Source organism: Arthrobacter sp. 01T419 (genome assembly GCF_056398865.1).
Map to the genome: position 1 here is coordinate 294001 of NZ_JBFTQF010000001.1, position 23367 is coordinate 317367.

18 protein-coding genes and 3 tRNA genes are annotated in these 23367 nt (G+C 62.8%); 7 read left to right on the forward strand and 14 right to left on the reverse strand.

The annotated features are described in order from the left end of the window. Nucleotides 1–34: 34 nt before the first annotated feature. The gene (locus AC1DLO_RS01445) at nt 35–811 is read right to left on the reverse strand and encodes a fumarylacetoacetate hydrolase family protein (RefSeq protein WP_476888539.1); all 777 of its coding nucleotides are present in this window, start codon (nt 809–811) and stop codon (nt 35–37) included. Between the two features lie 74 nt (nt 812–885). Next, nucleotides 886–1668, reverse strand: a complete 783-nt coding sequence (locus tag AC1DLO_RS01450) for an MBL fold metallo-hydrolase (protein ID WP_476888540.1) — start codon at nt 1666–1668, stop codon at nt 886–888. Between the two features lie 175 nt (nt 1669–1843). On the opposite strand from AC1DLO_RS01450, the gene AC1DLO_RS01455 reads away from it, so the two are divergent. Next, nucleotides 1844–2569 carry an SGNH/GDSL hydrolase family protein gene (locus AC1DLO_RS01455; RefSeq protein WP_476888541.1) on the forward strand — a complete coding sequence of 242 codons (726 nt, stop codon included), beginning with the start codon at nt 1844–1846 and terminating at the stop codon, nt 2567–2569. Nucleotides 2570–2671: 102 nt separating this feature from the next. Here the strand turns inward: AC1DLO_RS01455 and AC1DLO_RS01460 are convergent, their stop codons facing one another. From AC1DLO_RS01460 to AC1DLO_RS01510, 11 genes are all read right to left on the reverse strand, one after another. Next, nucleotides 2672–3784, reverse strand: a complete 1113-nt coding sequence (locus AC1DLO_RS01460) for a branched-chain amino acid aminotransferase (protein WP_476888542.1) — start codon at nt 3782–3784, stop codon at nt 2672–2674. A 115-nt stretch (nt 3785–3899) separates the two neighbouring features. Beyond that, nucleotides 3900–4964, reverse strand: a complete 1065-nt coding sequence (locus AC1DLO_RS01465; protein WP_476888543.1) for a 3-isopropylmalate dehydrogenase — start codon at nt 4962–4964, stop codon at nt 3900–3902. 282 nt (nt 4965–5246) lie between these two features. Further along, complete coding sequence (gene metG, locus AC1DLO_RS01470; RefSeq protein ID WP_476888544.1) at nt 5247–6806, reverse strand: methionine--tRNA ligase; 1560 nt, start codon at nt 6804–6806, stop codon at nt 5247–5249. A gap of 77 nt (nt 6807–6883) precedes the next feature. Next, nucleotides 6884–7639: an ABC transporter ATP-binding protein gene (locus tag AC1DLO_RS01475; RefSeq protein ID WP_184737294.1), complete on the reverse strand. Its 756-nt coding sequence runs from the start codon at nt 7637–7639 to the stop codon at nt 6884–6886. Continuing rightward, on the reverse strand, nt 7636–10440 hold the full coding sequence (locus AC1DLO_RS01480) for an ABC transporter permease (RefSeq protein ID WP_476888545.1): 2805 nt from the start codon (nt 10438–10440) through the stop codon (nt 7636–7638). Before AC1DLO_RS01480 ends, AC1DLO_RS01475 begins: the two co-directional genes overlap by 4 nt. Before the next feature lie 210 nt (nt 10441–10650). Beyond that, a complete protein-coding gene (gene serA / locus AC1DLO_RS01485) occupies nt 10651–12246 on the reverse strand; it encodes a phosphoglycerate dehydrogenase (protein WP_184737290.1) in 1596 nt (531 codons plus the stop codon). Between the two features lie 185 nt (nt 12247–12431). Continuing rightward, complete coding sequence (gene ilvC / locus AC1DLO_RS01490; protein ID WP_184737283.1) at nt 12432–13457, reverse strand: ketol-acid reductoisomerase; 1026 nt, start codon at nt 13455–13457, stop codon at nt 12432–12434. Nucleotides 13458–13542: 85 nt separating this feature from the next. After that, on the reverse strand, nt 13543–14055 hold the full coding sequence (gene ilvN / locus AC1DLO_RS01495; protein WP_476888546.1) for an acetolactate synthase small subunit: 513 nt from the start codon (nt 14053–14055) through the stop codon (nt 13543–13545). 2 nt (nt 14056–14057) lie between these two features. Further along, nucleotides 14058–15959: an acetolactate synthase large subunit gene (locus AC1DLO_RS01500; RefSeq protein ID WP_184737274.1), complete on the reverse strand. Its 1902-nt coding sequence runs from the start codon at nt 15957–15959 to the stop codon at nt 14058–14060. Between the two features lie 412 nt (nt 15960–16371). Next, nucleotides 16372–18093 (reverse strand): dihydroxy-acid dehydratase, encoded by a 1722-nt coding sequence (gene ilvD, locus AC1DLO_RS01505; RefSeq protein ID WP_476888547.1) that lies wholly within the window; start codon nt 18091–18093, stop codon nt 16372–16374. A 152-nt stretch (nt 18094–18245) separates the two neighbouring features. Further along, nucleotides 18246–19172, reverse strand: coding sequence for a LysR family transcriptional regulator (locus AC1DLO_RS01510; RefSeq protein ID WP_184737270.1), 927 nt, complete (start codon nt 19170–19172; stop codon nt 18246–18248). 171 nt (nt 19173–19343) lie between these two features. Between AC1DLO_RS01510 and AC1DLO_RS01515 the strand changes: the two genes are divergently transcribed. The 4 genes from AC1DLO_RS01515 (at nt 19344) to AC1DLO_RS01530 (ending at nt 21991) form a co-directional block, all read left to right on the forward strand. Then, entirely contained in the window at nt 19344–20435 is a 1092-nt protein-coding gene (locus AC1DLO_RS01515) for a sunset domain-containing protein (protein ID WP_476888548.1), read from the forward strand. 45 nt (nt 20436–20480) lie between these two features. Continuing rightward, nucleotides 20481–21653: a PQQ-dependent sugar dehydrogenase gene (locus AC1DLO_RS01520; protein ID WP_476888549.1), complete on the forward strand. Its 1173-nt coding sequence runs from the start codon at nt 20481–20483 to the stop codon at nt 21651–21653. 117 nt (nt 21654–21770) lie between these two features. Continuing rightward, nucleotides 21771–21846: transfer RNA gene (locus tag AC1DLO_RS01525), tRNA-Lys, on the forward strand. Nucleotides 21847–21915: 69 nt separating this feature from the next. Further along, nucleotides 21916–21991: transfer RNA gene (locus AC1DLO_RS01530), tRNA-Lys, on the forward strand. 86 nt (nt 21992–22077) lie between these two features. On the opposite strand, the gene AC1DLO_RS01535 is transcribed toward AC1DLO_RS01530, so the two are convergent. Next, nucleotides 22078–22566 carry a MarR family winged helix-turn-helix transcriptional regulator gene (locus AC1DLO_RS01535; RefSeq protein WP_476888550.1) on the reverse strand — a complete coding sequence of 163 codons (489 nt, stop codon included), beginning with the start codon at nt 22564–22566 and terminating at the stop codon, nt 22078–22080. A 108-nt stretch (nt 22567–22674) separates the two neighbouring features. Between AC1DLO_RS01535 and bcp the strand changes: the two genes are divergently transcribed. Both bcp and AC1DLO_RS01545 read left to right on the forward strand, forming a co-directional pair. Then, nucleotides 22675–23148: a thioredoxin-dependent thiol peroxidase gene (gene bcp, locus AC1DLO_RS01540; protein WP_476888551.1), complete on the forward strand. Its 474-nt coding sequence runs from the start codon at nt 22675–22677 to the stop codon at nt 23146–23148. Nucleotides 23149–23266: 118 nt separating this feature from the next. Next, nucleotides 23267–23348, forward strand: a tRNA-Leu gene (locus tag AC1DLO_RS01545). Nucleotides 23349–23367: the final 19 nt, after the last annotated feature.

Sequence of the window (23367 nt, forward strand, 5' to 3'; positions counted from 1 at the left end):
CCGGGTCTCGAACAGCAGGCGAACCGTCAAACCCCTACCGGCGGACTACCGGGTTGGACAAGCGGCCGATGCCTTCGATCTCGATCTCGTAGCGATCGCCTTCCTGCACGAGTCCGACGCCGGCCGGAGTACCAGTCATGATGACGTCGCCCGGCAGCAAGGTGAACGCCTGAGAAACTATCGACACTAGTTCCCGCACGCTGCGGATCATCTGATTGGTGCTGCCGTCCTGGCGGAGTTCGCCGTTGAGCCAGCCCTTGATGGCCAGGTCCTCGGGGTCCAGATCGGTCTCGATCCACGGGCCCAAGGGCGCGGAGGTGTCGAAGCCCTTGGCCCGTGCCCATTGCAGGTCCGTTTTCTGGACGTCGCGGGCCGTGAGGTCGTTGCCGCAGGTGTAACCGAAAATGACATCGTCAACGCGGTCTTCCGGCACGTCCTTGCAAATGCGGCCGATGACGACGCAAAGTTCCGCTTCGAAGGAAACCTCCTCGGAGAACTCGGGCAACACAATGGGGTCGTTGGGGCCGACGACTGCAGTGTTCGGCTTCAGGAAGAGCAGGGGATGCTGCGGAACTTCATTACCCAGTTCCCGGGCGTGCTCCGCAAAGTTCCGTCCCACGCCGATCACCTTGCTGCGCGGAATGATGGGTGCCAGCAGGCGCACGTCTTCCAGCTTGTGGCGGACCGAAGTCCGCTCGACGCCATTGAAGAAGGGATCGCCATGGATGACAGTGACGACTTCACTGCCGGGCTCACCTTCGACGACGCCGTAGACGGGATCAGAATCAACAACAAACCGGGCGATACGCATGGCTCCTAGCGTACCGTCCGCACGCGGCCGGTACGCGCGGGAGGACGGGAGCGGCCGTCACGCAAGGGTGTCCGCTAGTTGCGCAGATATTCCAATTGCGCGGCAACCGAGGTTTCCGCCGCCCAACGCACGGAAGGATCGACGTCGGGATACACCGCATCGGTGACGGCCTGCACCCCGGCCTCCGCCCCGAGCCGGGCGAGGGCCTCGCGAATCTGATCCAGGCGCATCTCCCTGTGGGCGCGATACTCGCGGCACACCGCGTCCACGGCCGGCAGGACCGGCCCGTGCGCGGGCAGCAGAGTTGCCGCGCCGAGTGCTTCAAGTGTGTCGAGGCTCGCGAGGTAGTCCCCTAGCTTGCCGTCGGGATAGTCCAGCACCGTTGTTCCGCGCCCCAAAATGGTGTCGCCGGTGAGCACGGAGCCGTCAGGTCCGTCACCGGGAAGATGGAAGCACAAAGAATCCGAGGTGTGGCCCGGGGTGGCAAGGACGTGGATCTCCACCCCTGCCGCCTTGATGACCTCGTCGGCGCGGAGCGGCTTTCCACCGTGGCAATGTGCCGGGTCGGCAGCACGGACAGGCGCGCCGGTGAGTTCGTGGAAGCGCGCGGACGACTCGGTATGGTCCTTGTGGCGGTGGGTGATGAGCACGAGGTCAACCGGTCCGCAGGCGGCAAGGGCCGCGAGATGGGATTCTTCGAGCGGCCCGGGATCGACGACGACCACTCCGGCAGCGTCCGGGGCGGCAATGACGTAGGAATTGGTCCCATCGAGGCTCATCGGCCCGGGATTGGGTGCCAGCCGTGAGCGGGTGAGGAAACTGCTTGGCTGGAAAGACGCGTCATAGACCGGATTCACGGTTCCATCTTGGCACACGCCACATCGCCAGGTCCGGGCGTTAGGGCAGATGCACAGCAGGTAAAGAGAGCTCGCGGCATAGCATGGTGTCAAGGCGCCAGGACAGCTCAGGCGATCAACTCATCGCTTTCAAGGCTGATTTGCTGCTTGGCTTGCCCTGAATGGATGCAGAGGAGTGATCGAATTGTTGCGGACTCAAACCCCTCGAAGAGGACTTCTCTGGACCACGACGGCGATCGCAACCGTTTGCCTTTCCGTCCTCGCGATCCTTAGTGCATGTTCGTCCGACGCCGCACCGCGTGCCGCCGCGGCAGAACCCACAGTGGTGATTATCGGAGATTCCCTCAGCACCGGACACGGGACTTCGCCTTCTGACGCGTGGCCAAACCTCGTGGAGAACGATCCCGCCTTTCAACAGTTCCAAGCAACCATCGTCAATGCCGCGCAGGATGGAAGCGGTTATGTCAGCGTTGGCGAGGACGGATCCACCTTCGGTTCCCAAGTGGACGCGGCGGTAACGGACTCCACCCGTTTGGTGGTGTTCTTTGGTTCCGAAAATGACATGGGTGCCGCCCCGGGGGAAACCGAAGTTGCAGCGGCACGGGCCTTTGCCTCGGTCAAGACCCGCGCTCCCCACGCCGACATCCTGGTGATAGGTCCGCCGTCGTATTCGAGCACGCCGGACCCGGAAAGACTCGACATCCGAGACCAGGACAAAGCGGCTGCACAGCAAGCGGGCGCCGACTTCGTGGATCCGATAGTCCTAGGCTGGATCATGGATGATGCCGCGAACCTCATTGGGCCCGACGGAGACCACCCCTCCGCTGCCGGTCAGCAGTATCTGCAAGCCAAGATGGAAGCGCTCATAGAACCGCTGATCCACGGGCCCCAGCCCCAGTAGCCCTGTCTTCCGGACAGCCGACTGCTCTCTGCTGAAACGCCGACGGCGGCCCGCCCACCCAAGTGGGAGGCCGCCGTCGGGCACTCCAGAGGCCGCCAAGCCCTAGGCGAGGCGGGTCAGCCAGCCGTGCTTGTCCTCGACCGTTCCGGTCTGGATGCCAAGTAGCTGCTGGCGGATCGCCATGGTGGTTTCGCCTGCCTTGGCGTCCTCGGAACCGATGAACTCCGTCTTGTCCTTCAGTACGCCGATGGGCGTGATGACCGCCGCGGTTCCGCATGCGAAGACCTCGGCGATGTCGCCGGAAGCCACACCATCCCGCCACTCGGCGAGGGTGATCTTCCGCTCGGAAACCTCGCGGCCCATGTCCTTGGCCACCTGGATCACGGAGGAACGAGTCACGCCTTCAAGGATTGTTCCAGTGAGCGCGGGGGTAGCGAGTGAGCCGTCCTTCATGACGAAGAAGACGTTCATACCGCCGAGTTCCTCGACCGCATCGTCGTTGAAGTGGTCCAGGAAGAGGACCTGCTTGCAGCCGTTCTCCTCGGCCTCCATCTGGGCAATCAGGGAAGCAGCGTAGTTTCCACCGCACTTGGCTGCACCGGTCCCGCCGCGGCCGGCGCGGGCGTATTCACGGGAGATCCAGATGGACACCGGCTTGAGCTCGCCGCCGAAGTAGTTTCCTGCCGGGGATGCAATCACCCGGAATGAGACCTCGCGGGCTGCGCGGACACCTAGGAAGGCCTCCGTGGCAATCATGAAGGGGCGCAAGTACAGCGCTTCGCCATCGCCGGACGGGACCCATTCCTTGTCCGCCTGCACGAGTTCGCGGATCGCACCGAGGAAGTATTCCTCGGGAAGTTCCGGAAGAGCCAAGCGGCGGGCCGACTTGTTCAGGCGGGCGGCGTTGGCCTCCGGACGGAAGGTCCAGATGGAGCCGTCGGCGTGGCGGTATGCCTTGAGGCCTTCGAAGATCTCCTGGCCGTAGTGGAGGACGGCTGCCGAAGGATCCAAGGAAATAGGTCCGTAGGCCTCGACCCGGGCGCTGTGCCAGCCACCCTTGCCCTCTGCGTCAACGCTGTAGTCGACGATGACGGTGTTGTCGGTGAAGTAGTCGCCAAATCCTGGGTTTGCCAGGATGGCTGCACGCTCCTCAACAGACTTCGGGTTCTCCGAGAGCTGCTGGCTGAATTCGACGCCGTGGGCAGTCTGAGTCATGTTTCCTCCAGTCGGCTACCTGGCACAGCGAACCTTCTCTTGGAGGATATGGTTCAGCGACGGACCACGGCAGCAGGTAAATAATTCAAGTAAAGCTTACGCCTGAGGACAGGCCCTAAAGTGCGGCCGCGATAGCGTCGCCGATGGCCGCCGTGCTGCGGGTCTCGCCGCTGCGGCTTTCGATGTCAGCCACGACCGCGGCTTCGATCCTGCGGGCGGCGGTGGTGTAGCCGAGGTGGTCCAGCAACAATGCCGCGGACAGGATGGCGGCAGTAGGATCCGCTTTTTGCTGGCCTGCGATGTCCGGTGCCGAACCGTGGACGGGTTCGAACATGGAGGGCGCAGTACGGTCCATGTTGATGTTGCCCGAAGCTGCCAGACCGATGCCGCCGGTGATGGCCGCTGCAAGGTCTGTGATGATGTCGCCGAAGAGGTTGTCGGTAACGATCACGTCGAAGCGGGAGGGATCGGTGACCATGAAGATCGTGGCGGCATCGATGTGCAGGTAGTCGTGGGTAACCTCGGGGAATTCCTTGGCCACGGCCTCAACGGTGCGCTTCCACAAGTGGCCGGCAAAGACCAGGACGTTGTGCTTGTGGACGAGGGTGACGTGCTTGCGGGGACGCTCGCTGGCGCGGCGGAAGGCGTCCCGCACAACGCGCTCGACGCCGTGTGCCGTGTTGAGCGACACCTCGGTGGCGACCTCGTGGGGAGTCCCTCCGCGCAGCGTACCGCCGTTGCCGACGTACGGGCCCTCGGTGCCTTCGCGGACCACGATGAAATCGATGTTGCCGGGGTTGGCCAAGGGGCTGCCGACCGTACCGTAGAGGCGTGACGGGCGCAGGTTCACATAGTGATCCAGGCTGAACCGGAGCTTGAGCAACATCTCGCGTTCAATGATGCCGGAAGGAATACGGGTGTCCCCCGGGGCTGCTCCGACGGCGCCGAACAAGATGGCATCGCGGGTCCGGAGATCCGCCAGGACGTCGTCCGGGAGAGTCTCGCCGGTTTCGAGCCAGTGCTGGGCTCCAAGTTTGTATTCGGTCTGCTCCAGGGTGACGCCTTCTTCGGCAACAACCTTTTCCAGGACCTTGAGGGCTTCGGCAATGACTTCGGGGCCAATGCCATCACCGGGAATGACGGCCAGATTGATCGTTGCGGCGGGGTGCGATGCGCTCATGTTTTCAGACTGCCAAGGCATCCACATGCTGGTCAAAATCGTCTCAGCATTTGAACTCCGGAGTGCGACGGTCGAGGATGCGAGCGGCAGGCCGCCGACTCCAACGCTCGCTCACTTATGCGGCCCTTTCCGCCGCCGATCCTCGCTCACATATTTGCGCGAAAAAGCGAACGCTCCTTCAGATCCGCAGGGCTTGCCGAACAGATCCGAAGGAGCGTTTGCCTCACGGACCGCATACGTGAGGGAGCGTTCGCCTCACGCACCGCATACGTGAGCGGGCGTTTAGGACTCGGCGGGCTCCTCGTAACGCGGGAAGACCGGGGCCGGGGCCGGGAGCTGCGTGCCCGGGACGATCGGAGTGGCAATGGCCGCGAATTGTCGGGCCTCGCCTTCGGGCTGTCCCAGCACCTCAAGCAGCTTGGCCGCCGACGTCGGCATGACAGGTTGGGTGAGGATCGCCACGATGCGGACAACCTCCAAGGTGACGTACAGGACCGTGTTCATGCGCTCGATGTCGGTCTTGCGCAGCACCCACGGGGCCTGCTCGGCAAAGTAGGCGTTGGTGTCACCGAGCACGGCCCAGATTGCTTCGAGGGCACGGCTGAATTCCTGCTTCTCGAAAGCGGCGCGGGCAACGTCCAGCAAGCCGCCGGCCTGGGCGAGCAGCGCGGAGTCCTCGGCCGAGAAATCGCCGGGGACCGGCACCGTGCCTTCGCAGTTCTTGGCCACCATGGACAGCGAACGCTGCGCAAGGTTACCGAAGTTGTTGGCGAGGTCGGAGTTCATGCGGCCCACGATTGCCTCGTGGTTGTAGCTGCCGTCTGCGCCGAAGGGCACTTCGCGGAGGAAGAAGAAGCGCACCTGGTCCAGGCCGTACTGCTCCACGAAATCCTTGGGGGCCACCACGTTGCCGAGGGACTTGGACATCTTGACGCCATTGTTGGTGAGGAAGCCATGGATCATGACCCTCTTTGGTAGTTCCAGGCCGGCGCTCATCAGGAAGGCGGGCCAGAAGATCGCATGGAACCGGGAGATGTCCTTGCCAATGACATGGACGTCCGCGGGCCAGAACTTACGGAACGCCTCAGACTCGGCATCCGGGTAGCCGACCCCAGTGAGGTAATTGGTCAGGGCATCAACCCACACGTACATCACGTGCTTGTCGTTCCCTGGAACCGGGACACCCCAGTCGAAAGTCGTCCGGCTGATGGACAAGTCCTGCAGACCCTGCTTGACGAAGCTGATGACCTCGTTGAAGCGGTACTGCGGGGCGCCGAATTCCGGCTGCTCCTCGTACAAGGCGAGCAATTTGTCCTGGTACGCAGACAGGCGGAAGAAATAGCTCTCCTCCGCGGTCCACGTCACTTCGGTGTCTGTACCGCTCGAATAACGGACGCCGTCGTCCTTCAGTACGGTCTCGTCCTCGGTGTAGTAGGCCTCGTCGCGGACCGAATACCAGCCCTCGTACTTGGACAGGTAGATGTCCCCCTTGGCTTCCATCTTTTTCCAGATGGCCTGCGAGGCAGCGTAGTGATCTTCATCGGTGGTGCGGATGAAGCGATCGTACGAGATGCCCAAAGCAGCGTGGGCGGCCTTGTAGATTTCGGCATTTCGGTCCACGAGTTCCTTGGGGGTGATGCCTTCCTTCTCCGCCGCCTGGGCAATCTTCATGCCGTGCTCGTCCGTACCGGTCAGGAACATCACGTCGTAGCCGTCGAGGCGCTTGAACCGGGCCATCGCGTCAGTGGCAATGTACTCGTAGGCATGGCCGATATGCGGCACGCCGTTCGGGTAGGTGATGGCGGTGGTGATGTAGAACGGGGGTTTTTCTGAAGACGTCACTCTACGAAGTTACCTTCTCTTGGAGATGGAAAGACCGGACCGGCCGCATGTGACGGCCGGTCCGGAAGCATCGGTTACTAGATCAATTCAGTCAGCGTATCGCTGAGCCTAACCAGCTCGTGGTCGTGCGAGGCCACCAGCACGGCAATGCCATCGCTGGTGGTGTCCTTCAGGATGCTGATGATGCGGTTGGCCGAGGTACGGTCCAAGCTGGCCGTGGGCTCGTCCACTACCAGGACACGGGTGCCCAGGATCAGCGCGCGGGCGATCGCGACTCGCTGGCGCTCACCTCCGGACAGCTGCGCCGGACGGTGGCGCATGCGCCGGCCCAGACCCACCAAGTCCAGCAGGTCCTTGGCCATCTCGGTGCGCTGCTCCACTTCGCCGTCGGGAACGGCCGGCAACAGGACGTTCTCCAACGCACTCATGCCATCGATCAACGCACCACCCTGGTCCACGTACCCGATCAGCGCGCGGCGGCGGTCTGCGATTTCGTCGTCCCCCATCTTCTCCAGGGAGTCGCCTTCCCAGAGGACCCGGCCCGACGTCGGAAGCGTGAGTCCCGCGCCAACCGTCAGGATGCTGGTCTTGCCTGAGCCGCTTCGCCCGGCGATGCAGTGCATCTCGCCGGCGTGGAGGGTGAGGCTGAAGTCCTCGACGACCGTGACCGGCTCGGCACCACCCTTGTCCCCGCCATAGCGGATGGTGATGTTGCTCAACTGCAGGGGCGTCGCGTGGTCCTCGGCCTTCACGATGGTATTGGCGCGGGTCAACAGCGACTCGTCGGTGGATTCCGTGGCCGGGGTCAGATCGGGTTGGAGATTGTCAGTCATTTGACCACTTTCGTTGCAATGGGAATCCAGCAAAGTACAGCCAGCAATCCGGCCAGGGCGGCCCAGAGTGCGGCATAGGGAGCGAGCAGCAGGCCAAGGCCCAGCGCGCCCAGGACGCCCAGGACCAAGGCCGCAGTCCCGACCAAGGCATTTTCGAAGAATCGAACCTGGCCCAGCATGTCCGGGTTCCAGCCCATGGCCTTGAGCGTGCCAAGTTGTTCGCGCTTGGCCCGGAGTTCGAACCGTCCTGTGACCAAGGTCAGGACGAGGCCCACGAGCACTCCGCAGACCGCCAGGATGACGCTCGGCAACGCGATGGTGGCCGACGCCAGTCCGCTGAGCGCACTGGCTCCTGCTGCCCGTGGAATGTCAATGAGCAAGGCGATCAGGGCACCAACGGCGGCCCCGAACACGCCGACTGCCACTGCCAGCGCGACTGAGTTGAAACGGTTGGTGACCAGCTGACGGTAAGCAAACGTCAGCGGCGAATCCACTGCGATGAGGCGTTCATCGTGCTGCGGTTCCTGGTCTACGACGTCACGGTGCCGCAACTGCTGGGCAGCGAAGTACGCGGCAGCGAAGTAGATGAGCAACACGGACGCGGAAACAATGACCGTGGCTAGATTCCAGCTCAGTAGGCTCAGCGCGATGCCTGCCACGGCAAGGATTGCGGCACCAATGCCGAATTCCTCAAGGACCCAGCGCCGGACCCTCTTTTGGGTCCAGCCCATGGCCCGGAGGATCCCCGCCTCACTGCGTCTCTGGCGGATGTAGCTGACTGTGGAAGCGCCGGTCAGGAGCGTGGCACCGCACAGCGTCAGGAAGAGGAGGGTGATGTTGGTGCTTGTCAGGGAGCCGGAAACGGCATCGGCGGCATCCTGACGGACCCACGATTGCACGACGGTGCCCAGGTCAGACTCCTTGCCGGCGTCGTCCTTGGAATACCCCGGGACGAAGATGTTGGCGTCTTCACGCGCAGAACCGGCGACCACGGTGGCTTCGAGTCCCATGTCGCGGATCTGGGCAGCGAGCTTGTCGACGTCCGGCTGGGCTTGTTTCCAGTTGCCGGGGGCGCTGGCGCGGACCCGTACGGCATCGATCACGTTGGCGTTGGAATCGTAACCGCGGGCTGCGGCAAGGCCGTAGTAGTCGGTAATGGCGCCGGCAGATTGGCTCACCAGGCCTGTGGCGCTCAGCGACGGCTTGAGGCCTTTGGCTGCGGTGTCATTGCCTGCGGCGTCCTTCTGGAGCGTCATCGGAGCCGGGTCGTAGCCCCCCAAGGGGAGCTTGTTGACGTCGCCTGCTGCTTTTTGGATCTGGGCCGGATCAAACGTCCCATAGACCATCGGCAGCGGCGTAGCCGGCTTCGATCCCGTGGAAAGATTCTCACGGTACGAGCGCTCGTCAACAGGCTTGCGCTGGGCCTGGTCCACCATCGCCCCGAAGGCCGACTTCTCGGGCAGCTTGTTGACTGTCACCCAGTCCCCCGGCGTTGCGGACTTGCCGACGGCACCGTTCGCGGAGGCTTCGCCGTCCTTGTACTTGGGTGCGGCCGCGAAGTCCGTGCTCCACTGGGCAGGCTGGTACAGGCCTTGACTGAAATTGCCCGTGTTACCGAGCAGCTGGCTGTGGTCGGTGGAACCGGGCCATTCGAGGGCAAACGGTGACTTTGAAACGAAGGGCAGGTAGTCCTTATCCAACGAACGCGAGACAGTGCCGACGTCATTGACGACCTTGCCGGAATCGTCGATTTCCTGGATCTTGACCGAGTACTTCAGGTCAAGAGATGTTCCCTGCCGGACGATCAGGGGAATGGCCTGCGAGGCATCCGTGATCTGGCCGGACAGCTTTGCCTGCTGGTACTGGGTCATGAGGGGCGCCCAATATTTGAGCTTGACACCGAGGAAGTCAGGGCCCTGTTCGAGCTCTTGCTGCGTGGGGCTCTTGGCGAAGAGCTGTTCAAAGTAGCGGCCGATGGCGCCCGCGTTGCGCGTATCGGCAGGCGGTGCTTTTTCCAACGGTGCCAGGAAGTCACCGGCAGATCCAAGGAGCGCACGTTCAGCTGCGGGGTCGACTGCGACGACGGATTCGGTGACCTGCGGGGCCATGGGAAGGGCGACCGAAAGGTTGAAGAGGTTGTGCTCGGAGCCACCGGCAGGCGCAGGAAACTTGATCCCGGTCTCCCGTGCTGGGCCGGCAATGCGGATGCTCTTCCCTCCGGCGGTCTGCTGTTCAACAACCTGGCCTTTGCCCAGGGTTCCTTCAGCACTGGTCTGGAAGAGCGTTTGCTGGGATACTCCGTCGGAGCTCACGGCAGTGGCTGTCAGGCGGTACTTCTTTGGCTGCGCAGGAAGGACGGATTCCGGCGCGGGCCACTTCTTGGAGTCCGTTCCGGTGGGGTCCCCTGCAGTGGCGCCGCCAGCAAGGCCTGCGTTGTAGCCGAGGTAATCCATCGCATCAAGCCGCGGGGCTTCCAGGTTCTGCGTCACCCGGGAGACAAGGCTGATGGGGGCGGCAACGGACGTGCCACCCAGACCACGGATCTTCTCGAGTTGCTGGAAGCTGATGCCGCCCTGTCCGTTAGCGATGTCCGGCTGGATGAGTGCTCCGCCATCTTTGGTATTCCCAGCCTTGGCCTGTACCAGGATGTCGTACAGGCCTCGCGAGTTCTCATCCACCGTCCGGTTCAGCGCGGCCTGGGACTGGCTTTGGATGAAGACGGACATGCACATGGCGACGATCAAAATGGCCGCGGTCAACAGCAGCACACGGCTTCTGATGAACCTCTGGACGGCGTTCATAGGGCTCCCTGAGTCCTGGATTGCGGGTGCGCACACTGCTCTCCCTGAAACCATGCCGAGGCAAGAGGAATCCACCGGGTGTGTGCAAAGGGTATTGGCCGGCCTGCCGCCGGATCCGAATTTCGGACCAAGCCATTGTAGGCAGACCGGCCAATAATATGTGGCCGATGTGAACTGCGGCACACGATTTTAGCTCAAACGGTTCGGATGCTAGTCCTCCAGATCAACTTCACGAACCATGTCGGCACCGATCCCGGCCTTGATTGCCTCAAGGACCTGCTGCGGCACGGAAGTGTCGATCGTCAGCAGCGCCAGGACCTGGCCACCTTCGCTCTGGCGGGCCACCTGCATGCCACCGATGTTGATGTTGTTCATGCCGAGGATATGGCCGATGGTGCCAATGACGCCGGGACGGTCAGCGTAGGAAACGACTACCAGGTGCTCGCTGATCGGGATTTCGACGTCGTAGCCGTTGACGCCCACCAGCTTCTGGACTTGCTTAGGTCCAGTCAGGGTGCCGGCCACCGAGATCTGGGAGCCGTCGCTGAGTGCGCCGCGGATAGTCAGGACGTTGCGGTAGTCCTCGGCTTCCGACGTCGTGATCAAACGGGTGTTGATGCCGCGCTGTTCGGCGATGACCGGTGCGTTGACATACGAGACCTGCTCGGTGACGACGTCGGCGAATACGCCCTTGAGGGCGGCGAGCTCAAGGACCTTCACGTCCAGGCTCGCGATTTCGCCTGCAACCTCGACGTCGATCTGCGTCAGCGATGCGTGGGTCAAAGCCGTGAAGATACGGCCGAGCTTTTCGATGAGCGGAATTCCGGGGCGAACGTCGGAAGCGATCACGCCGCCCGCAACGTTGACGGCGTCAGGCACGAGTTCGCCGGCAAGGGCCAGGCGCACGGACTTTGCCACGGAGACGCCCGCCTTTTCCTGGGCTTCATCGGTGGAGGCACCCAGGTGGGGCGTCACGATGACGTTGTCCATACCGAAGAACGGGAGGTCGGTGCTCGGCTCCTTGACGAACACATCGATTCCGGCGCCGGCGATCTGACCATCTTCCAAGGCCTCGTGAAGGGCTTCTTCGTCGATCAGGCCACCACGGGCAACGTTGACCACGTAGGCCGTTTCCTTCATCTTCTTGAAGGCATCGGCGCCCAGCATGCCCACGGTTTCAGGGGTCTTGGGCATGTGGATGGTGATGAAGTCCGACTTCTCCAGCAGTTCGTCCAAGGTGACAAGCTTGACGCCGAGCTGCGCTGCACGGGCGGAGGTGATGTAGGGGTCGTACGCGAGGATCTCGGTCTCGAAGCCCTGCAGCCGGGCAGCCACGAGGGCTCCGATGCGTCCGAGGCCGATGATGCCGATCTTCTTTTCGAAGAGCTCGATGCCCGTGTACTTGGAGCGCTTCCATTCGCCGCCCTTGAGGGCGGAGCTCGCCTGCGGGATGTGGCGGGCAAGGCTGAGGATGTGGCCGACCGTGAGTTCGGCTGCGGACACAATGTTCGACGTCGGGGCGTTGACCACCATGACGCCAGCCTGGGTGGCGGCCTTGATGTCCACGTTGTCCAGGCCAACGCCGGCACGCGCGATGATCTTCAGGTTCTTGGCTGCGGCAATTGCCTCGGCGTCCACGTGAGTTGCGGACCGCACGAGGATGGCGTCGACGTCGACGATTGCGGAGAGCAGCTGGGAGCGGTCCGCACCGTCGGTTTGGCGGATCTCGAAGTCCGGACCAAGGGCCTCGATCGTGGCGGGCGAAAGTTCCTCAGCGAGGAGTACTACTGGCTTGGTGCTAGTCACCGGTGACCTCTTTAGCTCTCTTTTTTCAGGTGGGGTTTTGGTGAAACGATTCTTTGACGACGAAGGCCGGACCCGGTATACCGGGTCCGGCCTCCATGCCGGGCGGCTTCATTTCGAGCCTATCCCGAACGGCGTTCTGTGTTGAATTGCTACGGCCACGCCGCGGCTTCAACGGGTGCCTTTAATTAGCGGGCTGCAGAGCCTTCGACGTAATCCTCGTCCTGCTGCTGCCAGGAGAACAGGGAACGCAATTCGCGGCCGACGCCTTCGATGGGGTGCTGCTCTGCCTTGGCACGCAGCTCCTTGAACTCGACTGCACCGTTGTCCTGGTCGTCAATGAAGCGCTTGGCGAACGCGCCGGACTGGATGTCGGCGAGGACGCCGGCCATGTTTTCCTTGACGCGGGGGTCGATAACGCGCGGACCGGAGACGTAGTCGCCGTACTCTGCGGTGTCGGAAACGCTCCAGCGCTGCTTGGCAATGCCGCCTTCCCACATGAGGTCAACGATGAGCTTGAGCTCGTGAAGCACCTCGAAGTAGGCGATCTGCGGCTGGTAGCCGGCCTCGGTCAAGGTCTCGAAGCCGTACTGGATCAGCTGGGAGACGCCGCCGCACAGGACAGCCTGCTCGCCGAAGAGGTCGGTTTCGGTCTCTTCAGTGAAGGTGGTCTTGATGACGCCGGCGCGGGTGCCGCCGATGGCCTTGGCGTAGGACTTGGCCAGCTCCCAAGCGGAACCGGTAGCGTCCTGCTCGACGGCGATGATGTCCGGAATACCGCGGCCGGCTTCGAACTCGCGGCGCACGGTGTGGCCCGGAGCCTTCGGGGCGATCAGGATGACGTCAACACCCTCCGGTGCCTCGATGTAACCGAAGCGGATGTTGAAGCCGTGCGCGAACGCCAGTGCCTTGCCGGCGGTCAGCTTGTCCTTGATGGAGTCGTTGTAGATCGAGCGCTGGTGCTGGTCCGGCGCCAGGATCATGATGACGTCTGCCCATTCGGCGGCGTCGGCAACGTTCTTGACCGTGAAGCCTGCGTCCTCGGCCTTGGCGATCGACTTCGAGCCTTCCTTGAGCGCGATGACGACCTCGACGCCGGAGTCGCGCAGGTTCAGCGCGTGGGCGTGTCCCTGGGAACCGTAGCCGACAATGGCAACCTTGCGGCCCTGGATGATCGACAGGTCTGCATCGTCGTCGTAGAACATTTCAGTCACTTGCGTAACTCCTTTGAGTGGATTTCTTTGTAGATATTGTCTGTGGTGCGTTGTTGGGCGGCTACGCAGTGCTTTACGTAGTGTCTTACGCGGAGCGTAGAGCCCTGTCACTCATGGAGCGGGATCCCCGTCCAACGGCCAAGGTGCCGGACTGCACGATTTCGCGGATGCCGAATGGCTCGAGCACAGAAAGCAGCGCTGCGAGCTTTTCCGGAGTACCGGTTGCCTCGATAACCACCGAGTCTGTGGAAACGTCAACCACTGAGGCACGGAACAAGTCTGCAGCTTGGGTGACTTGCAGGCGTGTCGCGGCATCCGCACGTACCTTGACCAGGATGTGGTCACGTTGCACGGAAGATTCTGGGGTCAGCTCGACAATCTTGATCACGTTGATCAATTTGTTGAGCTGTTTGGTGACCTGTTCAATGAGTTCACCATCGGCGTCGACGACGACGGTCATGCGGGAAATCCCGGAAACCTCGGTGGGGCCGACGGCCAGCGAGTTGATGTTGAAGGCGCGCCGGGCGAAGAGGCTGGCCACGCGGGTCAGCACGCCGGGCTTGTCTTCGACCAGAACGGACAGTGTGTGGCGGCTCATGGCTAGTCCTCCTCTTCCCATTCCGGGGTCATGTTGCGGGCAACCTGGATCTGGTCGTTGGAAACTCCTGAGGGGACCATCGGCCACACCATGGAGTTCGGGCTGACCACGAAGTCGATGACCACGGGGCGGTCATTGATTTCCAGTGCCTTCTGGATGGTGGCGTCGATGTCCTCGTCCCGCTCGCAGCGGAACGCAGCACAACCGTACGCGTCCGCCAGCTTGACGAAGTCCGGGATACGGACGGTGTCGTGGCCGGTGTTCAAGTCGGTGTTGGAGTAGCGGCCTTCATAGAAGAGGGTCTGCCACTGGCGCACCATGCCCAGCGAAGAGTTGTTGATGATGGCAACCTTGATGGGAATTTTGTTGATGGCACAGGTGGCCAGCTCCTGGTTGGTCATCTGGAAGCAACCGTCGCCGTCGATCGCCCAGACCACGCGGTCGGGTTCTCCGACCTTGGCGCCCATGGCTGCCGGCACGGCATAACCCATGGTTCCGGCGCCGCCGGAGTTCAGCCAGGCATGGGGACGCTCGTATTTGATGAATTGAGCGGCCCACATCTGGTGCTGGCCTACGCCCGCAACGTAGATGCCTTCCGGCCCCGTGAGCGCACCGATGCGTTCGATGACCCGTTGGGGGGCACTGAGTCCGTCTTCGGGCTCGGTCCAACCCAGGGGGTAGGTGTCGCGGAGGTTGTTGAGGAATGCCCACCAGCTGTCCAGGTCCGGGGTGCCGGATTGTTCGAACGCGGCCCGGACGGCCTCGCTCAACTCCGGAATGATCTCCTTGACCGAGCCCACGATCGGAACGTCAGCCGTGCGGTTCTTGGAAATCTCCGCGGGGTCGATGTCCGCGTGGATGATCTTGGCGTGCGGAGCGAAGGTGCTGAGGACGCCAGTCACCCGGTCATCGAAGCGTGCGCCTAGGGTGATCAGCAGATCGGACTGCTGCAGTGCGGTGACCGCGGAAACCGTGCCGTGCATGCCCGGCATGCCGACGTGCTGAGGGTGGGAATCCGGGAACGCGCCGCGGGCCATGAGGGTGGTCACCACGGGTGCGCCGGTCAGCTCTGCGAGTTCGCGCAGTTCGGCCGAAGCGTGCGCCTTGACCACACCGCCACCGACGTACAGGACAGGCTTGCTTGCCGCAGCGATCAGACGGGCAGCCTCGCGCACCTGCTTGTTGTGGCCACGGACCACCGGCCGATAGCCCGGCAAATCGATCTTGGGCGGCCAGGAGAAGGTCATGGTCCCCTGCTGGGCGTTCTTGGCAATGTCCACCAGTACCGGACCGGGACGCCCGGTGCTGGCAAGGTAGAAAGCTTCGGCCATAACGTGCGGAATATCGTTCGGGTCCGTCACCAGGAAGGAGTGCTTGGTGATCGGCATGGTAATGCCCACAATGTCCGCTTCCTGGAACGCATCCGTGCCAATGACGGAAGCGGATACCTGGCCGGTGATGGCCACGAGCGGCACGGAGTCCATGTGGGCGTCCATGATGGCGGTAACGAGGTTGGTGGCACCGGGGCCGGAGGTGGCGATACACACGCCAACCCGCCCGGTAACCATGGCGTAGCCTTGGGCTGCGTGGCCGGCTCCCTGTTCGTGACGGACCAGGACGTGATTCATCTTGGAGGCCATCAAAGGGTCATAGGTGGGGAGGATCGCGCCACCGGGCAAACCAAAAATATCGTCGACGCCGAGTTCTTCGAGCGAACGGACAATAGCTTCCGAGCCGGTCATCACCGTTGGGGGTACAACGTTGTTCGGCCCGAGTACAGGAGAGAGAGTTGCAGCATTGTCGACGACGGCGTCAGCCGGACGGTCGACCTTTTCCGGAGCTTTGGGGGCTCCAGCGGACTTTGCAGCCATCAGCGAGGGGCTGATCGGCGATCCTTTGCTCATCGGGCTCTTCCTTTGGGGATCTTCAAATTAGTGAAAGGTACTGCTTGGGTACTGCGTTCGTACGGGTTCTTGCTTCGCGCTGTCCCCTGCGGGAAATAAAAAAACCCCTCAGCCTTACGGCTCTTCGAGGGGTTGCGCGTGACGGTTCGTTACCAGTCGGGCTAGGAGGCCACGCGCTTGGTAAGTACGACAGTGCCCACGGTGGCGCCGACAGTAACGAATGCGATCATGCGTTCAGTGTTCCCTCTTTGTGAGATAAGTGTCAAACGACGAAGAACTCATCTCACTATGTGGACTCCATTGTCCACAGGTTGGTCCTACCTCGGACGCTCACCCAAGTGACTCGCAGTTGTTGTCGTTATGAGGCGTCAAAACGACAACAACTGCGAGTCAGTTGGGCCGGAACCCAGAACTACCCGCAGTAAGCGCCCGTGGAGGCGCTGTGCACCAGCTTGGCGTACTTGGCGAGGACGCCCTTGGTGAACTTCGCCGGAAGTGGCTCCCAGCCGACCTTGCGGGACTCAAGCTCGGCTTCGTCCACCAGGAGGTCGAACGAGCGGGCGGCGATGTCAACGCGGATCTTGTCGCCGTCCTTGACGAAGGCGATGGGACCGCCGTCGACGGCTTCAGGCGCAACGTGGCCGATGCAGAGGCCGGTGGTGCCGCCGGAGAAGCGGCCATCGGTCAGAAGGAGAACGTCCTTGCCGAGGCCCGCGCCCTTGATGGCGCCGGTGATGGCGAGCATCTCACGCATGCCCGGGCCGCCCTTCGGTCCTTCGTAACGGATCACGACGACGTCCCCGGCCTTGATCTCGCCCTTGTCCAAAGCGTCGAGGGCGCCCTGTTCGCGTTCGAACACGCGGGCGGTTCCTTCGAAGACATCGGCGTCGAAGCCGGCGCTCTTCACGACGGCACCTTCCGGCGCCATGGAACCGTGCAGGATGGTGATGCCGCCGGTCTTGTGGATCGGGTTGTCCAGGGCGCGTAGGATCTTGCCGTCGAGGTCCGGCGGGTTGATGGAGGCCAGGTTCTCAGCAAGGGTCTTGCCGGTGACGGTGAGGCAATCGCCGTGCAGCAGTCCGGCGTCGAGCAGCGCCTTCATGATGACCGGCACGCCGCCGATCTTGTCTACGTCGGTCATGACATAGCGGCCGAAGGGCTTCAGGTCACCCAGGTGCGGGATCTTGTCGCCGATGCGGTTGAAGTCGTCGAGCGTCAGTTCGACCTCGGCTTCGCGGGCGATCGCGAGCAAGTGCAGGACGGCGTTGGTGGAACCGCCGAAGGCCATGGTGACGGCGATGGCGTTCTCGAACGCCTTCTTGGTCATGATGTCCCGGGCGGTGATGCCGAGGCGGAGCAGGTTGACCACTGCTTCGCCGGACTTGCGGGCGAAGTCATCACGACGGCGGTCTGCCGAGGGCGGGGCGGCCGAGCCGGGGAGGGACATGCCGAGCGCTTCGCCGATGCACGCCATGGTGTTGGCCGTGTACATGCCGCCGCAGGCGCCTTCGCCAGGGCAGATGGCGCGTTCGATGCGGTCCAGGTCACCCTTGCTCATCTTGCCGGCAGCGCATGCGCCCACGGCCTCGAAAGCGTCGATGAGGGTGACTTCCTTCTCCGAGCCGTCCTCGAGCTTGACCCAGCCCGGCATGATGGAACCGGCGTAAAGGAAGACGCTGGCGAGATCCAGGCGGGCAGCCGCCATCAGCATGCCCGGGAGGGACTTGTCGCAGCCGGCCAGCAAAACAGAGCCGTCAATGCGCTCGGCCTGCATGACGGTTTCAACGGAGTCGGCAATGACTTCGCGCGAGACAAGGGAGAAGTGCATGCCCTCGTGGCCCATGGAAATGCCGTCCGAAACGGAAATGGTGCCGAACTGCATGGGGAAACCACCGCCGGCGTGAACGCCTTCCTTGGCGCCCTGGGCGAGTCGGTTCAGGGAGAGGTTGCAGGGCGTAATTTCGTTCCACGAGCTCGCGACGCCGATTTGGGGCTTGGCGAAGTCGTCATCGCCCATGCCTACGGCCCGGAACATGCCTCGCGCGGGGGCGGCATGGATGCCGTCCGTTACGACCCGGCTGCGTGGCTTGATGTCCGGCTGGTTGTCTGTCGCAATTGGGGTGTGGTCACTCATGGGCACGAGTCTATGACTCTTGGGCTGTGGCCAACGAACACGACGGACTGGTTGAGGGAAATTTAGCGCTATTTGATTCAATATTTCATTCAGATAGTGGACACTCGTCTCAATATACGAGACAGAACGAGCCTGCACGCACCCTCCGAGTGTCACTCGTCACTGAGTCGAAGCTCCTGCGCAATGACCGCGGCCTCTTCCTGAAGCAAGTTGAGGGTCTGCCTGATGGTAGTACGGGCGGCCACCTCCGGACGGGCGAGGGCCACAATGCTACGACTGGCGCGAACTCCTACGAGCGGGCGGAGGACCAGCCGCTTTCCCTGGTTGGCGTGGGCCGTGTATCGGGGAAGCAGGCAGATTCCGTGCCCTGAACCAACCAGGGCTTCAAGGACTCGGAGGTCGGGGTACCGCTGGCCGCGCACCGCCGTCGTGCCCGCTTGGAGCTCAATCTGGCGGAGCACGGTGTCAAAGGGAAAGCCGACAGGAACGCCGAGCCACGGGTAACCCACCACGTCATGGGCCGTCAGCCGCGCCTTGGCCGCTAGCTTATGGCCCGCCGGCATGGCGACGTCCAAGGCTTCCTCCAGCAGTGGGAGGACCTCAAGGCCATGCCGGGCGAACACTTCCGGGCCATCCACGCTGTGGGCGAGGACGATGTCATAATCCGCTGCCAATCCGGCGAAACCGTCAGTTCCGGGATCCTCGAAATGAGCTTCGAAATGCAGCCCTTCAATCGCCTTGACCCGGTGCAGCAGTCCAGGCAGCAGCATCTCGGCGGCGCTCGGGAAGAACGCCGCCCGAATGTGGGCCTGCCAACCCCTGCGATAGGTGTCAACCGTCGATTCCGCCCGGGCCATCGCCGTGGCTACATCGGCAGCCGCTCCCGCCATGGCGAGGCCCGCCTCGGTCAGCCGGACTCCCCTGCCATCCTTCTCCACGAGAACGACGCCGAGCTCCTCCTGGAGCGTTTTGAGCTGCTGTGACACCGCGGAGGCTGTGACGTTCATGGCATCCGCCGTTGCCCCGACCGTCTGCCTGTCCGCCAGTTCGCGGAGGATACGCAGCCTCTTGAAGTCCATGAAGACACCCTAGGGGACGCGACTCTCAACTCAGTTCGCTCGGGCAGCGGCATTGGAAGCATGCAGACATAACGCGTGCCTCGAATCGATTGACAAACCTAGACAGTCCCGTGACACGGACGTAACGTCAAATCACGACAACTGTGCCACTCGAACAGAAGGGCTCCTCCCATGGATTGGTTGATCTGGGTCATCGTCATTGTGTTGATCGTCGCGATTGTCTGGTGGCTCATGAGCCGCAACAGCGCGAAGTCTTCCACGGGCGGCATGGCCCCGTCCTCTCCGTCACAAACTGCCTCGTCTCCACAGATGGACGTCACAGCTGCGGCCTTGACGGGTTCGGCCCCTTTGGTGGCAGCGGCCGCGACCGCCGAACAAGACTTGGCTGAGCAACGCGCCGACGCGCCCGAGACCGCCCCGGAGCCCGAGCCGGAACCAGGACCAGAGCAGGGCGGCGTCGACGTCGACGACTGGGAGCGCCCCGGCCCGCCCCTCGAATCCGCGATGGCCGCCCCGGCAGAGTCCCCAGCTACTGAAACCACAGTGGAGGAGCCCCTGTTCGAGGAGCCCACGCTCCCGGAACCTCTGCTGTCCGAAGAGCTGGTCGAGGAGAGCACGGGCTCCGAGGCCGCAGTCTCGGAAAAGGCCGAGCCGGGAGTCCCAGAGCCGATCGTTCCCGCACCGGTCCTTTCCGAGCCGGAACTCGAAGAGGGCGTGACGGCCGACGACGTCACCGCAGCCGACGACGGACCTTCCGTTCCCCACGCAGCCGACAGTTCGGTGGCCGCAGGAACGCAACCCGCCACCCCCGCGCCACCCAGTCCCGAGCAGCTGGCCGACAGCGCCGAATGGGAAGCCACGTGGAGCGAAGTCGGCGCACCAGCTGCGCCGGTTCCGGTCCACCATCGCGAGTACACGGACGCCCATTCACCGACGCTTCCCGGTGCCGAATCCGCCGCGGCGGAGATCGACGACACGGCTCCGGACGGGCAGCAAGAGAAGCAGCAAGAGGCGGCTGACGCCGTCGCGGGGCCGCTAGGCGGTCATCTCGCCGCCGACCAGCCGTACGGCGAAGGTTCGGCTGCCGCGAACGCTGATGGGAGCGGCCCTGACGGCTACACAGTCAAAGGCAATGCCGACACCATGATCTATCACGATGAAGACAGTGCGTCCTACGACGAGGTCAAAGCCGGGGTCTGGTTTATTTCGAGTGCCCACGCGGAGGCCGCCGGTTTCCGTCCGCCGCGTAGGAATCGCCGCTGAGCACCAGCGAAACTGACGGTCCCAGGACGACAACCAAGACACACCATGGACCAGGCACAGGCGGGTTCCGGAAGCTTGCTCCGGCCCCGCCTTTTGCCTGCCAGGGCGCTCATGGCCATAGTCTGCATCTCGGCTTTGCTCCTGGGCGCTTGCACGGGGAGTTCCCCCGGCACTGGCTCGTCGCCGGGAGGACCGCCGGCGACGTCACCGCCCGCGAGCCGGTCACCCGTCGTCCAGGCCCCCGGGCCCCCAGGCAACGGCCTGGAGCTGATCCGGAAACTGGACCTGAATCTCACCCTCCCGTGGTCCATCGTGTTCCTTGACGATGGCACAGCAATCATCTCGGAACGGGACACCAAGCTCATCAAATCCGTCCGGAACGGCAACCACGCAACCATTGGCGAGTTTCCCGGCGTCGTGCCCGGCGGCGAAGGCGGACTGCTGGGGCTGGCCCTCTCCCCGACCTTCGCCAGGGACCGCTTGCTTTACGCCTACTTCACCGCTGAATCGGACAACAGGATTGCCCGGACCCGGCTGGAACAAGACGCGGACGGGCGGTTGAGTCTTGGCACACCCGAAGTCATCTTCTCCGGCATCTCCAAAGCCTCAACCCACAACGGCGGGCGCATCCGCTTCGGCCCCGACGGGTTCCTCTACGTCGGCACGGGTGATGCGCAGCGCCCTGAGCAAGCCCAGGACCGCAATGCGCTTGGCGGGAAGATCCTGCGGCTCACCCCGGATGGAAAGCCGGCGCCGGGCAACCCCTTTGGCAACAACCCGGTATACAGCTACGGACACCGCAATGTGCAAGGGCTGGCCTGGGACAGTGCCGGCAGGCTATGGGCGAGTGAATTCGGTCCGGATGTGAACGACGAACTCAATCTCATCGAAGCAGGCGGTAACTACGGTTGGCCACTAGTAACCGGTGCCCCCGGCCACGCCGGTTTCCGTGATGCCAAGGTTGTGTGGCCGTCGACGGCGGACTCCTCCCCGAGCGGCTTGGAAATAGTCAATGGAACGGCGTTCACCTGCGCCTTGCGGGGGCAGCGATTGTGGACTGTGCCCCTCAACGGGGAAACGGCAGGGGCTCCTGTGGCATACTTCACATCCCAGTACGGTCGACTCAGGGACGTTTCGCTTGCCCCAGACGGCACTCTGTGGGTTCTCAGCAACAACCAAAACCCTGATTTTGCGCTGGTCCTGCAGCCTCCCCGGTAGCGGCGGGGAAGGGGCTCGTGCCGATTTCACACTTCGGCAGGTGTCGTGTAGAGTTACATGTCGTTGCGGAGATCAACGAGGGAACAAAGAGCCTTCAGCTGATCAAAATCGACGAATGCACCTCTAGCTCAATTGGCAGAGCAATTGACTCTTAATCAATGGGTTCCGGGTTCAAGTCCCGGGGGGTGCACCAAGGGAAGGGCCCTTGAGCGGCAATAGCCGCTCAAGGGTTATTTCTTTGCGTTGTGAGCAACAAACAATTGCACCTCTAGCTCAATTGGCAGAGCAATTGACTCTTAATCAATGGGTTCCGGGTTCAAGTCCCGGGGGGTGCACCAAAAGAAAGATCCCTGGATGGCCGAAACGCCGTTCAGGGATCTTTTGCCTTTCCAACCATCCGCCATGGGCCGACAGCCCGGCGGACTTAGCCGGAGACGTTGCCCTGCGATGCGCCGGAATCAGCGGCGGCCACAATGACATTTACAGCATCAGAAGAATCGTTGTTCGCCAGTTCGCGCACCAGGGCCTGAAGCTCGCGCCGAAGTTTGGCGGTATCCACGGGAACAAATGCAAGCACCTCCCGCTCCAGCTGCGAAGCTAGCCCGAGTGTGCGCTCCCCCGCTTCCGTCAAACTGACCATCTGGCTGCGGCGGTCGGAAACGCCGCGCGTGCGGCTGACATGGCCGTGAGCCTCCAGCCTGGCAAGCGTCTTCCCCATGGTCTGGGCCTGAACGCGGACAATTTGTGCGAGCATCGACTGTGTGACGGGTCCTTTGACGGCCAGTACTTCCAGGACAATCACCCCGGCGTGGGTCAGTCCCATACCACTCAGTTTCTCGTTCCAGGCGTGCTCCACGAGCCGCGCCGCCGTGGAGAGCAAGCGCCCGGTGGGCCACCGTTGCATATCAGGCATAAGGGCCAGTATATCGGCCGGGACATACAGATCCGGTTCGAATTCAATTCGTGAAGCGAGCAACTCATCACTAAGCTAAGTGGTCGCGACGCAAGCAAGGAGCACATTATGGCGGAACGACTCATTCCGGGCGATATTGCCCCCGATTTCACCCTCAAGGACCATACCGGCCGCGAGGTCAACCTGGCCTCGTACCGTGGCCGCAATACGGTCATCTATTTCTACCCGGCGGCGTCCACCCCGGCATGCGCGAAGCAGGCTTGCGACTTCCGCGATTCCCTCTCATCTCTTCATGCCGCCGGTTACGAAGTCCTTGGTGTCTCTCCGGATACGGTGAAGGATTTGGAAAAATTTGTGGCGGAGGAATCACTGACCTTTTCCCTGCTGTCCGACGAAGGGCACCAGGTAGCTGACGCTTACGCGGCTTGGGGCGAAAAGAAGAACTACGGGCGCACGTACCAAGGGCTGATCCGATCAACGATCGTGGTCGACCCTGACGGCAAGGTAGCCGTAGCGCAGTACAACGTGCGGGCTACTGGACACGTTGCAAAGCTCCGCAGGGACCTCAAGCTCGACAAGTAGGCGCCACGTGCCCGTGTCGGGCCAGGTTGGAACGGCTGGCGCAAAACCGCGGGTACAATAGAGGGCGGTATACGCCCGGCACCCAGGAACGCTGGATCCCGGCCAGGTACCGGCACCCGCGCGAGTGGTGAAATTGGCAGACACGCAGGATTTAGGTTCCTGTGCCTTCGGGCGTGGGGGTTCAAGTCCCCCCTTGCGCACATGTCGGAAGTGCCCCGG

What these genes read in the sequence shown, in the direction of transcription:
- AC1DLO_RS01480 (WP_476888545.1), bottom strand. Translation starts at nt 10,440, where the DNA reads ATGAACGCCGTCCAGAGGTTCATCAGAAGCCGTGTGCTGCTGTTGACC.
- AC1DLO_RS01515 (WP_476888548.1), top strand. Translation starts at nt 19,344, where the DNA reads ATGGATTGGTTGATCTGGGTCATCGTCATTGTGTTGATCGTCGCGATT.
- AC1DLO_RS01465 (WP_476888543.1), bottom strand. Translation starts at nt 4,964, where the DNA reads ATGAGCGCATCGCACCCCGCCGCAACGATCAATCTGGCCGTCATTCCC.
- AC1DLO_RS01475 (WP_184737294.1), bottom strand. Translation starts at nt 7,639, where the DNA reads ATGACTGACAATCTCCAACCCGATCTGACCCCGGCCACGGAATCCACC.
- AC1DLO_RS01510 (WP_184737270.1), bottom strand. Translation starts at nt 19,172, where the DNA reads ATGGACTTCAAGAGGCTGCGTATCCTCCGCGAACTGGCGGACAGGCAG.
- bcp (WP_476888551.1), top strand. Translation starts at nt 22,675, where the DNA reads ATGGCGGAACGACTCATTCCGGGCGATATTGCCCCCGATTTCACCCTC.
- AC1DLO_RS01535 (WP_476888550.1), bottom strand. Translation starts at nt 22,566, where the DNA reads ATGCCTGATATGCAACGGTGGCCCACCGGGCGCTTGCTCTCCACGGCG.
- AC1DLO_RS01460 (WP_476888542.1), bottom strand. Translation starts at nt 3,784, where the DNA reads ATGACTCAGACTGCCCACGGCGTCGAATTCAGCCAGCAGCTCTCGGAG.
- ilvN (WP_476888546.1), bottom strand. Translation starts at nt 14,055, where the DNA reads ATGAGCCGCCACACACTGTCCGTTCTGGTCGAAGACAAGCCCGGCGTG.
- AC1DLO_RS01520 (WP_476888549.1), top strand. Translation starts at nt 20,481, where the DNA reads ATGGACCAGGCACAGGCGGGTTCCGGAAGCTTGCTCCGGCCCCGCCTT.
- AC1DLO_RS01500 (WP_184737274.1), bottom strand. Translation starts at nt 15,959, where the DNA reads ATGAGCAAAGGATCGCCGATCAGCCCCTCGCTGATGGCTGCAAAGTCC.
- AC1DLO_RS01445 (WP_476888539.1), bottom strand. Translation starts at nt 811, where the DNA reads ATGCGTATCGCCCGGTTTGTTGTTGATTCTGATCCCGTCTACGGCGTC.
- ilvD (WP_476888547.1), bottom strand. Translation starts at nt 18,093, where the DNA reads ATGAGTGACCACACCCCAATTGCGACAGACAACCAGCCGGACATCAAG.